12 protein-coding genes are annotated in these 13139 nt (G+C 60.9%); 1 reads left to right on the top strand and 11 read right to left on the bottom strand.

What is annotated here, in order from left to right; translation table 11 throughout:
- Nucleotides 1–3: 3 nt before the first annotated feature.
- Nucleotides 4–438, bottom strand: a complete 435-nt coding sequence (locus L0H65_RS05585; protein WP_301457849.1) for a helix-turn-helix domain-containing protein — start codon at nucleotides 436–438, stop codon at nucleotides 4–6.
- 84 nt (nucleotides 439–522) lie between these two features.
- Between L0H65_RS05585 and L0H65_RS05580 the strand changes: the two genes are divergently transcribed.
- Nucleotides 523–2715, top strand: a complete 2193-nt coding sequence (locus L0H65_RS05580) for a heavy metal translocating P-type ATPase (protein WP_301457848.1) — start codon at nucleotides 523–525, stop codon at nucleotides 2713–2715.
- Between the two features lie 3 nt (nucleotides 2716–2718).
- On the opposite strand, the gene L0H65_RS05575 is transcribed toward L0H65_RS05580, so the two are convergent.
- The 10 genes from L0H65_RS05575 to L0H65_RS05530 all read right to left on the bottom strand — a co-directional run.
- A complete protein-coding gene (locus L0H65_RS05575; protein ID WP_301457847.1) occupies nucleotides 2719–4557 on the bottom strand; it encodes an adenine deaminase in 1839 nt (612 codons plus the stop codon).
- Nucleotides 4554–5198: a phosphoribosyltransferase gene (locus L0H65_RS05570; RefSeq protein WP_301457846.1), complete on the bottom strand. Its 645-nt coding sequence runs from the start codon at nucleotides 5196–5198 to the stop codon at nucleotides 4554–4556. The genes L0H65_RS05575 and L0H65_RS05570 overlap by 4 nt, the downstream gene beginning before the upstream one ends.
- Nucleotides 5195–6076, bottom strand: a complete 882-nt coding sequence (locus tag L0H65_RS05565; protein WP_301457845.1) for a nucleoside hydrolase — start codon at nucleotides 6074–6076, stop codon at nucleotides 5195–5197. Before L0H65_RS05565 ends, L0H65_RS05570 begins: the two co-directional genes overlap by 4 nt.
- Entirely contained in the window at nucleotides 6073–7401 is a 1329-nt protein-coding gene (locus L0H65_RS05560) for an amidohydrolase (protein WP_301457844.1), read from the bottom strand. Before L0H65_RS05560 ends, L0H65_RS05565 begins: the two co-directional genes overlap by 4 nt.
- The gene (locus tag L0H65_RS05555) at nucleotides 7401–8459 is read right to left on the bottom strand and encodes an ABC transporter ATP-binding protein (RefSeq protein WP_301457843.1); all 1059 of its coding nucleotides are present in this window, start codon (nucleotides 8457–8459) and stop codon (nucleotides 7401–7403) included. Before L0H65_RS05555 ends, L0H65_RS05560 begins: the two co-directional genes overlap by 1 nt.
- Nucleotides 8456–9244 carry an ABC transporter permease gene (locus L0H65_RS05550; protein WP_301457842.1) on the bottom strand — a complete coding sequence of 263 codons (789 nt, stop codon included), beginning with the start codon at nucleotides 9242–9244 and terminating at the stop codon, nucleotides 8456–8458. Before L0H65_RS05550 ends, L0H65_RS05555 begins: the two co-directional genes overlap by 4 nt.
- A 4-nt stretch (nucleotides 9245–9248) precedes the next feature.
- On the bottom strand, nucleotides 9249–10076 hold the full coding sequence (locus L0H65_RS05545) for an ABC transporter permease (RefSeq protein WP_301457841.1): 828 nt from the start codon (nucleotides 10074–10076) through the stop codon (nucleotides 9249–9251).
- 62 nt (nucleotides 10077–10138) lie between these two features.
- Nucleotides 10139–11155, bottom strand: a complete 1017-nt coding sequence (locus L0H65_RS05540; RefSeq protein WP_301457840.1) for an ABC transporter substrate-binding protein — start codon at nucleotides 11153–11155, stop codon at nucleotides 10139–10141.
- Between the two features lie 147 nt (nucleotides 11156–11302).
- Entirely contained in the window at nucleotides 11303–12361 is a 1059-nt protein-coding gene (locus tag L0H65_RS05535; RefSeq protein ID WP_301457839.1) for a TRAP transporter substrate-binding protein, read from the bottom strand.
- Nucleotides 12362–12376: 15 nt separating this feature from the next.
- On the bottom strand, nucleotides 12377–13139 hold a 763-nt coding region (locus L0H65_RS05530), incomplete at its 5' end, for a TRAP transporter large permease subunit (protein WP_301457838.1).

Below are 13139 nucleotides of genomic sequence, written 5' to 3'. Positions count from 1 at the left end.
CAGCTACATATGTTCAATACGCGGATCATGGTCACGCGCGCAAAGCGTATGGTCGCCCAGAACGGCTATCACGTTACAATCGGCAATCGTGCCATGGGCGCAATGGTCCACCATGCGTTCAAGCTCCGCCTCCAGTGCGCGCAATCGCACCAGCCGCTGCCGCACTGCCAAAAGCTGCGCCTTCGCGATGCTGTCCGCCGCAGCACAAGACCGATCCGGGCGATCCGACAGGCTGAGCAGATCGCGGATTGCATCCAGCGAAAAACCCAGGTCGCGGGCATGGCGCACGAAGGCCAGTCGTTCCAGCGTTTGCCTGCCATAGAGCCGCTGATTGCCCGCGCTCCGGTCGGCTTCCGGCAATATCCCGATCTGTTCGTAATAGCGGATCGTCGGCACCTTGACACCCGCCGCCTGCCCGAGTTTTCCGATTGTCAGCATAAAAACCTCTTGAACCTCTAGCGACTGGAGAGATTACAACCCTACCCGACAGATGACAATTGCCGAAGCAACGAAAGCAGCAAGATGAATGATACGTCAGACCACCGCCTTTCCGTCGAACAAATCGACTGGAAAGTTTCCGGGATGGATTGTGGTTCCTGTGCCGCCAAGATCAAGGACAGCCTTGGCCGGATGCCGGGTGTGAGCGCGGTGGAGGTTTCGATGATGACCGAGCGTCTGCGCCTGACACTGCACACCGACCAAACACCCCGCGAATCTGTGGAGAAGGCGGTACGATCGCTTGGTTTTGGGGTGGAAACCCACCAAGCAGAATTGACCGGTCAGCCCGAAGCACATCGTCACGGCAGCCCCGGTCATGTGCATGATGACCCATCGGAGCGTGGCAAACATTGGTATCAGACCGCCAAGGGGCGGTTGGTCCTCGGCACTGGAGCGTTGCTGGTGCTCGCTTATGCCATATCACTGTTTTCCAGCGCCGGGGTCGCCAAGATCGCTTTTGTCATCGCATGCCTGATCGGGGTTGCGCCGATTGCGCGGCGGGCATGGGCGGCGATGCGCCTGCGTCAGCCGTTCACCATCGAAAGCCTGATGACCATCGCCGCCCTTGGTGCCTTGGCGATCAACGCGGCAGAGGAGGCGGCGCTGGTCGTCTTCCTGTTCGCCGTTGGTGAGGTTCTGGAAGGCGTCGCCGCCAACAAGGCCCGCGACGGTATCCGCGCACTTGCCGATCTGGTTCCTAAAACCGCCCTGTTGGAGGAGGATGGCAAGACCCGTGAAGTACCGGCGCAAAGCCTTGAAGTCGGGCAAATGATACTGGTGCGTCCCGGCGATCGCATTCCGGCAGATGGCGAGGTGGCCGAAGGCTCCAGCGGTGTTGATGAAAGTCCGGTGACCGGCGAAAGTGTACCAGTGACCAAAGCGCCGGGGGCGGAGGTTTTCGCCGGTTCCGTCAATGCCGAAGCTGTATTGCGGATCAGGGTGACCAAGCCCGCCGCCGACAACACCATCGCGCGTATCATCCAACTCGTCGAAGCCGCCGAGGAAGCCCGCGCCCCGACCGAACGCTTCATCGACCGGTTCAGCCGGTGGTACATGCCCGCTATCGTCGCGCTGGCACTTTTGGTCATCGTGGTGCCGCCGCTTGCTTTCAACGAACCATGGGAGGACTGGATCTATCGTGGGCTGGCGCTGTTGCTGATCGGGTGCCCTTGTGCCTTGGTGATTTCCGTCCCGGCGGCGATTGCCTCGGCGCTGTCGACCGGCGCTCGGCGCGGGCTTTTGCTGAAAGGCGGCGCGGTGATCGAGGCGGCGGCCAAGACCACCGATGTCGTGTTTGACAAGACCGGCACCCTGACCGAAGGTCGCCCGGTTGTGACCGATGTTCTGACACTCGGCACCCTGTCAGAGCTGGAGGTATTGGCTATTGCAGCGGCGGTAGAAGCAGGTTCCAGCCACCCGCTTGCATCTGCGATCCAGCGCAAGGCGGTTGAACTGGATGCGCCACATCTGCCCGCCAAAAACGCCCGTGTCCTTCCCGGCAACGGGGTTGCGGCATTGGTTGCGGGCGAAACCGCGTGGGTGACAAACCCCGCCTATGCTTACGCACAGGGCGCGTTGGAAGCGGCGGGACAGGAACATGCAAGTCGTCTGGAGGCTGAGGGCAAAACCGTGGCGGTGGTATTCCGCGAAAATCAGGCATTGGCACTTGTCGCGATGCGGGATGAGCCGCGCGCCGATGCCGCCGATGGCATCGCGCAGTTGCAGGCGCTTGGATTGACCGCCACGATCCTGACCGGGGACAATCCGCGCACCGCGGCAGCGATTGCGGGTAGTTTGGGCCTGTCCTGCCGGGCCGGGATGCTGCCGGAACACAAACTCGCCGCCATCCGCGACATGAGCGCGCAAGGCCATGTGATGATGATCGGAGACGGTATCAACGACGCGCCCGCGCTGAAACAGGCGGGAATCGGCGTCGCGATGGGGTCGGGAACCGATGTCGCGCTGGAAACGGCGGATGCGGCGATCCTGCGCGACCGGGTGTCTGATGTGGCGGCTCTGATCCGGCTTTCGCGCGCCGCGATGCGCAACATTCACCAGAATATCTCAATTGCGCTCGGGTTGAAGGCTGTGTTCCTCGTCACCTCCATTCTGGGCATCACCGGGCTGTGGATAGCGATCATGGCGGACACGGGCGCGACGGTTCTGGTCACGCTGAACGCTTTGCGGATGCTGGGCCATGATCCGACGAGGGGATGAGCCTTACCAGACCACCGGATGCGTCTGTCCGGTTTGCACCTGCACCAGCCCCTCCGGTGCATGATCTGATGGTGCGACAAGGTTCCAGCGCCATGGCGAACAGGTCAGCGTGGCAAAGGCAAGCCGCTCGGGGAACCCTTCGGTCCAACGCGGGTGGAAACTGGGTTCATACATCCAGTCGACCTGTGCGCCTGCCGCATAAAGAGCTTGCATGTCAGCATGAAGCGCTTGAGCCGGGCGGGCGGTCATAAGTCCCGCGATCTCATAGGCTACTCGGGCGACGACCTTGCCTCGATGCACCAAAACCCAACCGCCTTGCATATCGGCACAGGCGTTAACTGCCGTAGCCATCGCGGCATCGGAAGACCCCACACACCATATATTGTGTTTGTCATGCGCCATTGAGCAGCAAAGTGCGGTATCATCGTCGCGCGGGCCACAGCCGAGCCAGAACATCTTTGAAACAGAGGCTTTGCCGCTATAGCGGTCGATGATGCTGAATTTGGTGATATTGCGGGCTGGGTCGCGCTGAACCTGTCCGCCATCGACCGGCAGTTCATAGGTCAGAAAGTCATCGGTCCAGTGAAAGGGGCGCAGCACGGCGGCTTGCATCGTCTCGCGGTTCGCGGCAGCGGGAATGACAAAATCGGCCTCGGTCAACTTGCGACCAATATTCACCGTTTCCCGCGCCCAATCCGGCCAGTCAATCTGCGGAATGGGCAGAAGGTACTCCGTCCCCCGGCTGGCCTGTTTGCCATCGGTCCAAACCTCGGCGATATCCAAGGTCACAACATCCGACAGCAACACGATATCGGCAAATCGGCCGGGGGCAATCGCGCCAACCCACGGCGTCAGCCGCATGTGGCGGGCGGGGTTGATGGTGACAAGCTGGATCGCCACTTCCGGCGCAAGCCCCGCATCAATCGCCATCCGCACGTTGCGATCCGTGGCCCCGCTTTGCAGCACCTCCGAGGCGGGGCGGTCATCGGTGGCAAGCGCGACTTGCGACCAATCAGTCAGGCCTCGTTCCAAGAGCCCCGCAATGATTTCCGGCCCGGTGTGGATACGTATTTCCAGGAAAAGGCCTGCTTGCAGCTTGGCGAAAGCCTCCTCCGCCGTCCACGCCTCATGGTCGGACGCTATACCAGAGGCGGCAAAAGCGTTTATGCCGGGTAAGTCGCGGATACCGGCAGCATGACCTTCGACCACGGCGCGCGCATCCCATGTTGCAGCAATCATCGACCAGAGCCGATCATGTGCGGGATTGTCGCGGTCACGGACGGCGGGCCAATCCATTACCTCATCCAAGCCTGCGCACATCAGACTTTCGCTCAAGAAGCGGGTTTGATCGGTGCCGTCCAGATGCGCGCCATGTTCCCAAGCGGTGGGTGGCACGGCAGAACCGGGAAGCGGAAAGATTTTCAGCGGCGATCCGACGTTTCGGGCGGCAAGCCAGAAATCCAGCGTGCGATCAGGCACCACATTGGAAAACTCATGGCTCGCCTCGCAGGTCCATGTGTTGCCATGGGGGATGACCAGCGCCGCCTCATATTCCGGGGTGATATGGCTGCTTTCGATGTGCTTGTGAACCTCTCCGAAACCCGGCACAGCCGACAGGTGCGGGCGGTCCTCAATGTGATCGGCCTTGCCGGGAAAGCTGCCACGGGCGCCGACATAGGCGATGCGGCCCCGCGCAATCGCAATCTCCACATCGTCACGCCACAGGGCAGTCGTGGTATCAAGCAGCCGCCCGACACGCAGTAAAAGGTCGGCAGGCGCGCGGCCCAACGCGACATCAATCAAATCGCGGCGAACGTCGGTTTCGGCTTTGGAGGAGGTCATGGCGCGGCCCATCCGTTCGGGGTTTGATGCAGGATCGGGGTGGCAAACGCCCCTTCAACCGGAACCGGGTCGGTGTGGGCTTGCCAAGCCGTGCCTTGCAACATCGCGGCCCCCAGAACGCAAGGCACGGTGTTTTCCAAGGCCAGCAAACGCAGAACGGCGGCAATGGAACTTCCGGTGGACAACACATCATCAACCACCGCAACCCGCCCGGTCAGCAAGGGGCGCATACGCGGGTCAAGATACAGGCGCTTGCCGGAAGTGGGCGAAGTGATGGAGGCCATATCGACCGACAGCGCATCATCATACCAGAATTTCCGCGAATTGCCCAAAGGGAGCATGCGAGAGTGACCCAATCGGCGCGCCACAGCCTCGGCCAAGGGCAGACCGAGGCTGGGAACGGCGACGATAATATCGGGGCGGTAGGGCGCAAGGTGGGCGGCGAGATGATCGGCAAGTGCATCAAGAACCGCGAAACTGGCTTGGTTCAGGATCAGGCTGGCAACGCCGCGCCCATCAGAGAGTTGGCGGATCGGCAGAAGGATGGTGCGGCCCCCAAATTCCACGGCGTAGCTGGCCTGATCGGGTTGCACGCCCGGTTGCAGATCATCACGCAGGGCTTGCCAGACGCTCAGGGTCATGCGCAAAGCCCGCGCAGCAACTCAGCACGCAAGGCGGGGGCGTCAAGACCCATGGCGACTTTGATGCGATGCGGGCCGGGGACAAGTGCGCCGGTATTCAGCTCCACCGCCAAATCCCGCGTCACGATGCGGAAATGCTGCGGGTTTTGCGCGAGAAGCGGCACACATGGGTCATGCAGCGGGCGACTTTCAGCGCCGTTGGTGGCGGCGAAATAGGCATCTATCAATGCGGCACTGGCGATGGCCGGGGTGTGGCCGCTGGCCCGAAGCTCCGCGATGTAGATCTTGTCAGCGCGAAATTGACGGGTGGCGTCCAAAGGGATCAGGGTGAAGTCAAGCCCGGCCGCCAGCACTTCGGCTGCTGCATGGGGGTCGTGGGCGATATTGAATTCGGATTTGGGGCCGACATTACCCGGTTCATCCACAGCGCCGCCCATCGCTATGACGCGACGGATGCGGGCGGCGGCTTTGGGGGCGCGTTGCAATAGCAGGGCGAGGTTGGTCAAGGGGCCGAGGCAATGCAGATCAATAGTGCGGGGCGGGTGCGCCTCCAGCAGCGCCTCCATCGCTGCTACCGCGTCGGTGCTGCGAGGGGCTTGGGTCGGCTCGGGAAAATCGACGCCACCAAGGCCATCATTGCCGTGGATGCCGGTTTCGGGTCGCGCCTTCACCCCCAAAGGGGCCGCTGCACCGGAATGAACGGGGGTATCACTGCCCGCCAGCGCGCAAATGCGGCCTGCGTTGCGGGTGGTGACAGACAGGCCGATATTGCCTGCGACGGTGGTGATTGCGGCGACATCCATGGCCGGGTGACGCAAGGCGTAGAGGATGGCAATGGCGTCGTCGATGCCGGGGTCGGTGTCGATGATGATGGTCATGGGTTTGGCCTTTGGCTTTCTGCGGTGCGGTCGATTTCCACAATCCGGGCTTTGAAACGGTGGGCGATTTGCAGGGCATCCGTCACCGCCTTCGCAGAGTCGAGCGTGGCAAGCTGGCGGTCCTGCATCAGCCATTTTCCGGCGACCATGCTGGCGCGAACGTCACTGGGTATGGTGGCATAGGTGAGCATCGAATAGATGTCATAAATCGGATGCAGGCGCGGATCATCCAAAGAAATGCGGATCAGGTCGGCCTGTTTGCCGGGTTCAAGTGAGCCCACGCGATGCGACAGGCCGAGGGTCGCGGCACCTTCGATTGTCGCCATGCGGATCACCTCCACACAGGGCAGGATACCGCGAGACCGCCCGGCGATTTTCTGGAACATCGTCGCAGGGGCGAGTTGCGAAAACAGGTCCAGCGTGTTGCCCGACATCGGGCCGTCGGTCGCGATCCCAACCTTGACCCCCCTGCCCCGCAGCGCGGTGATCGGCGCAATCCCGCGCCCTGCCTTGCCGTTGGAACGGGGGTTATAGGCGACATGCGCGCCGCCTTGCGCCATCAGGTCCATATCGGCATCAGTCGGATACATCATATGCGCGGCGACCAGTGCGGGCGTCAGCAGGCCCGCACGATGGGCAACTTCGACTGTTGTGCAACCTTGCGTATCCTGCGCCCATTTCAGTTCCGGCTCGGTTTCCGCCAAGTGCATTTGCACGGGCAAGCCGTGCGTTGCGGACCATTCGGCCACGCGGGTCATTGCCTCCAATCCTGTGGAATACGGTGCGTGAGGGGCGGCGGAGGCGGTTATGCGGGGATGGTCGCGATAGGTGTCGGCCAGCGCATCGAGACGCGCAAAGCCCTCATCCATCGTGGCGTGATCGGGGGCATCAAAATTGGCTAGCGTTTGGCCGACGACGCCACGCAAGCCGGATTGATCCAGCACCGCGCCGATGCGGTCTTCAAAATAATACATATCGGCAACGGTGGTGACGCCGCCGCGTATCAGTTCAACAGCAGCCAGACGCGCGCCGATTTCGACGACTTCCGCCGTGACGAGTGCGCGCTCCAAGGGCAGGATATAGCGGAACAGGCGATCATCAACATCTTCGCCAAGGCCGCGAAACAGCGTCATCGGCATGTGACAATGCGGGTTGACCATGCCGGGCATGATCAGATCGCCGCCCATGTCTTGAGTTGCGCCGGGTGGCGGATCGCCTGTGCCAAGCGCCACAATCCGGTCGCCTTCCACCTGCACCCAGCCCCGTTCGATTTCGGTCAAGTCCGGGTCCATCGTCAGGATGCGGGCATTGACGAGAATGGGCATCAGGCTTCTTTCGGCAGCAGACAGCACTGTTCGGGTTGCGGCACCAGAACGGCATTCGCGCCGCTCTCGAACGGGTGCGCCAGCGGCCCGTTTGCGACAAGCTGCCCTGCGGGAGTGTCGCAATGGTATTGATAGGCGCGGCCGATATAGGTGCGCAGGCCAAGGGTGCAGGCGATGCCTTGGCCCGTGGCTGCAACCTGCAACCCATCGGCGCGGGTGGCGAACAGGAACTCTTGCGCCGGAACCGTGAACTGGCTTTTGGGCAGATCAATCGTGCCGCCGCCTTTGATCTCGGCGCGCACGGCATCGCCCGCTTCGGCCACGGCGCGCATTTCAATCATGTTCTCAAAACCGACAAAATTCGCGACAAAGGCGTTGGCGGGGTTGGAATAGAGCACCTCTGGTCGGTCAAGCTGCATGATGCGACCTGCGTTCATGATCGCCACGCGGTCAGAGATGGAAAACGCCTCCTCCTGATCATGGGTCACATAGAGCGCTGTGGTGCCATTGGCCTGCTGAAGGCGGCGGATTTCCACCCGCATGTCAACGCGCAGCTTGGCATCAAGGTTGGACAGCGGCTCATCAAACATCAAAAGCGGTGGGTCGATGACCAAAGCACGGGCCAAGGCGACACGCTGGCGTTGGCCCCCTGACAGATTGGCGGGATGCCGGTCGGCCAATTCACCAAGTCCGACACGCTCAATCATCGCATTGACGCGGGTTGCCCGCTCCGCCGCCGCAACGCCGCGTTGTTTCAGGCCAAAGCCGACATTTTCCCGCACGGTGAGGTGGGGGAAAAGGGCGTAGGTTTGGAACACCAACCCGATATTGCGGGCATGAGCGGGCAGGCGCGTCAGATCGCGATCTCCGAGTTTGATTGTCCCCGCCGTGGGTTCCAAAAACCCCGCGACCAGCCGCAAAGTGGTGGTTTTGCCGCAGCCGGAGGAACCGAGGAGCGACACCAGTTCCCCTTCCGCGATATGCAGCGACAGGTCTTCCAGCACCTTGACGGTGCCATAATGCGCGGTGATGTTTTCAAGCGAAAGGGATACTGTCATTTTGTCAGGAAGGTCAGTCCTAGAGTCCGTTCCACCACGGCCATGACGGCCACGGTCACGCCCATCAACAGAACCGAGACCGCCGCGATTGTGGGGTCAAAGAACTGCTCCATATGGGCCAAAAGCTGGATCGGAAGGGTGGAGACGCCCGGCCCGGTCAGAAAGATCGAGATGGAAACGTCATTGAGCGAGGTGATGAAAGCAAGGATGAAACCGGCGATGATCCCTGCGCGGATATTGGGAAGGACCACGGTGAAAAACGCACGCCAGCGCGGGCAACCGAGGGACACCGCCGCCTCCTCGATCGAGAAGTCGAAACTGTTAAGAGAGGCACCGACGACGCGGACGCAGTAAGGCAGAACCAGCAGGGCATGGCCGACCAGCAGTGTCGCCATGATCGGGGTGCCGAGGCCGGAAGCCAAGGATTTCATCAGTGAAAAACCCAGCACGATTTCCGGAATGAGGATAGGCAATACGAAGACATTGCCGAGGAACGAGGGCAGTTCCACCCGGTAGCGGGCCAGCGCATAGGCGGCTGGGATGCCGATCAGCATCGAAAGGGCTGTACCACCTACTGCCAGCATAAAAGAGGTGCCCATTGTGCGCGTGAAGGCGGAGATTTCAAAGATGTTCTGAAACCAATGCAACGTTAGCCCTTGCGGCGGAAATGTCAGAAACGGCGTGTCCGAGAGTGCTGAACCAAGGATAACCACCAAGGGGCCAAGGAGAAAAAAGAAGGTCAGAACCGTGAAGGCGATCAGCGCGGGATGGGTTTTGCGTTTCATGCCCCTACCCCGCGACCGGATTGAGTTTGCGGGCAAGCCGCGACATCAGCAGCACGGTGGCAAGTGTGACCACCACCATGACGGCGGCGATGGTGGAGGCCCCGAGCCAGTCAAACGTCACCATGGCGCGCTGATACAAGAACGTCCCCATCATCATTTGCCGCTCGCCTCCCAAAAGTTGTGGCGTGGCGTAGGAGGTGAAAGATCCGGTGAACACCAAGACCGAGCCAACGATCAGCCCCGGAACTGCCATCGGAAGCACGACTTGGCGAAACGCGGCGGCAGGGGTGGCCCCAAGCGATGCAGCGGCGTCCGTCAGATCTTGTGGGATGCCTTCCAACACGCCGACAAGGGTGAGGATCATCAGTGGCACAAAGAGGTAAACCATCGCGACGATGACCGACCCTTGCGTGTAGAGCATCGAAAGTGGTTCGGTGATGGCCCCGATCCACAACAGGAAGCTGTTGAGGATGCCATTCTTGCCCAAGATCACCAGCCAGGCAAACGCGCGCACCACGACCCCGGTGAGCAGCGGAAACACGGCAGCGATGATCAGCAGGCTTTTCAGACGGGATGGCGCGCGGGCGACCACCCAGGCCACGACAAAACCGATTCCAACCGACAAGATCGTCGTCGTCAGCGCCACCTCCATCGTGCGCCACAGCACGGTCATCCGAAAGCCGGAGTTGAAGAACGCCGCATAGCTGGCCAGCGGGCCTTTGGGGTCCGCGAACGTCATCGCAAGCGTGGACAGCACCGGCAAGCCGAGAAAGACGAACACCAAAAGCGTGGCGGGGGCAGCCAAAAGCCATGCCTGCATGCGGTGGGACATTTGGTATCCTTGCGGTGGTCTCACCGGGGCGGACAGGTCGCCCCGGCGATTTTCAACTGAGGTCAGCCGCCGAACAGCTCATTCCAGCGGTCGATCCATTCGGATTTGGCGGCGTTCATCTTGACGTAATCGACCCGGCTCAGCTTCGCGATAGCGTCGGCGCCATAAGTCCATTGTGCCGCCTGTTCCGGTGTCAGGTCCACTTGCGTATTCACCGGGGCATCGACGCCTTGTTCCGCCTCCACCTGCTGCACCTCTTTCGAGAGGATGAAATCAATGAACTTATAGGCAAGATCGACATGCTCCGCCGCCGCAGGGATGTTCACGGTGTTCAGCGTGGCGATGTCATTGTCTGAAAGCGTCGCCCAGGTCATGGTCGGAACCGCCGCTTTCAACGAGGTGAACGAGAAATCCTGCGCGATGGCAACCGTCGCCTCACCCGTGGAGATCAGGTTCACCATTTCCGATCCGGTGTTGTAGTTCTTGACGGAATTCGGGGCCAGTTCAGCCATGGCTTTGAAGGCGCCATCCGGGTCGGTATAGGCATCGACGCCCGCATGCTTGCCCGCTTCAATAACCACCATCGGTCCTGCGGTGGTCGTGATCCCCGGCAAAGTTACCGATTTTGCCAGATCAGCGCGCCACAAATCGCCCCATGATGTGATCGGCTGCACCTTGGCGCTGTCATAGACGATGCCGACGCGGCCCACGGTATAGGCAGGGCCGTAACCTCCCTGCGGGTCCTGGGCGATGTCATAAAGGTTGGCAATGTTGGGCACACGAGAGCGGTCGATTTTCTGGAATGTCCCCGCCTCGACCCCCAGTTGCGAAAAACTATCGGAAAGGTAGATCACATCGACGCCCTTGCCGCCGCGCGCTTGCAACTTGCCCAGCCGGTCGGCGTTGTTGCCGGTTTCAAACACCACTTCACAGCCGCAGATTTTCTGGAACGGCTCGACGATATTGGCTTGCAGTTTTTCGCCGTTATAGCCCCACCAGGAGATGGTGAAGGTTTCGGCGTTGGCCATGCTTCCGGCAAAGGCAATCAGGAGCGTGGTCGAGAAAAGAGCAGATTTCATCGGGATATCCTTTTCAGCTTCTGATCATATTTTGGCGCAACGTTCCGATGTGGCCTTATCGGCTCTCTTTCGAAACTGTCGGGAGAATACTAGCCGCCGCATCGCATAACACAAGCAGTCACTGCATAAAACGACGGGGGCGGCCAATCAGCGCCCCGCCAGCATCGGTTCGGTCATCAGTCCAGCGTAATCGCGCGCATCCGTCAAATAGGCGTCATAGCTTTCGCGCACACGCGCCACGTCGGGGTTGGCGGCGGTCAATTCGTCCTGCACTTCCACCCATGCGGCACGTTGGGCATCCACCACGTCCTTGGGGAATGGCAGGAATTCGACACCATCCGCTTGCAGGGACTTCATCGCACGCGCGTTGAAATAGTCAAACTGCGCGTGGCTTTCGATGGCGGCGGCGTGCGCGGCATTCTTGCAAATTGCTTGCAGATCGGCGGGCAAGGTTTCGAACGCCTCTTTGTTGAACACGATGGCAAGCGCCGCCCCCGGTTCGGTAAAGGCAGGAACATAGCAGTTCTTGGTGATCTTTTGCAGCCCGAAGGCCTGGTCGAGCATCGGCCCCACCCATTCGGCGGCATCAATCGCGCCCGATTGCATCGCCTGAAAAATCTCTGGCGGCGGCATCAACACCGCATTGGTGCCGAGCTTGCGGAAAATCTCCGCCCCCAGACCTGCGATCCGCATGTTCAACCCTTTCAGGCTGTCGACGTTTTCGATCTTGTTCTTGAACCAGCCACCCGATTGCGTGTTGGAGTTGCCGGAATAGAACGGCACGAGCCCGCGTTGCGCATAGATGTCATTCCACAGATCATAGCCACCGCCAAATTCAAGCCATGCGAAATGCTCGTTCGAGGTCATACCGAACGGCACGGCGGTAAACCAGTGCAGGGCCGCGTTCTTGCCCGCCGCGTAATAGGTCGGACCGTGGCCCGCTTCGGCATTGCCTTGCTGCACCGCGTCTTCCACGGCAAAAGGCGGCACCAACTCCCCCGCGCCATAGACGGTGAAGGTCAACCGACCATCCGACATCACCGCAACCTTATCGGCGAAATTGGTGACATTGGTGCCAACGCCGGGCGCATTCTTCGGGAATGCCGTTGGCAATTTCCACGCGATCTTGCCTTGCGCGACTGCGGGCGCGGCCAGTGCTGCCCCGGCGATGCCAACCCCTGCGGTCAGAAAACCTCTGCGTTCCATGATGCGTCATCCCCTTTATCTGAACATCAAATCCGGCAACCAGGTTGCCAGTTCCGGTACTGCGATCAGAATACCAACTGCGGCAATCTGCAAGACCACGAATGGGATGATACCGAAATAGATGTCGCGTGTCGTGATCTGTGGTGGCGCGACCGATCGGAAATAGAACAGCGCAAAGCCGAAGGGAGGCGTCAGAAACGAGGTTTGCAGATTCATCGCCAACAGCACGCCGAACCAGACCGGGGAAATATCGCTCGCAAGGATCGGCGGCGCGAGCAGGGGCACAACGATATAGATGATCTCCACCGCTTCCAGCATGAAGCCAAGCAGGAACACCGTCAGCAGCACCAGCGCCAGCGCCCCCATGGTGCCACCCGGAAGACCGTCGAGCAGGTGTTCTACAAAGATGTCGCCGCCAAAGCCCCGGAACACGAGCGACAGCATCGAGGCGGCGATGACGATGCCAAAGACCATGCCGGAGATGCGGATGGTTTCGATCAGTGCTGGCCCGAGGATGCCGGAGCGGGTCAGACGCCAGCCAGCGGCAATAACACCGATCGCAATCATTGCGGCGGCAACCAATGCCACCTCCCCCGCGAGCGTCAGCGCACCGCCGCGCCCGACATCAAGGATGCGCAAGGCAACAAAGCCGAGTGCTGCGATTGCGGCCCCGCCAATCGCCCAACGTGTCAAACGCCCTTTTCCGGTTGTGAACCCCGCCAGCAACAATGCCCCCGCTGCCCCCAGTCCCGCCGCCTCCGTTGTGGTCGCCACTCCG

It is taken from the genome of Pseudorhodobacter sp., assembly GCF_030452865.1.
Taxonomy (GTDB): domain Bacteria; phylum Pseudomonadota; class Alphaproteobacteria; order Rhodobacterales; family Rhodobacteraceae; genus Pseudorhodobacter.
Note: the sequence above shows the minus strand (reverse complement) of the source record. Positions and strands in the feature narration are given on the sequence as shown.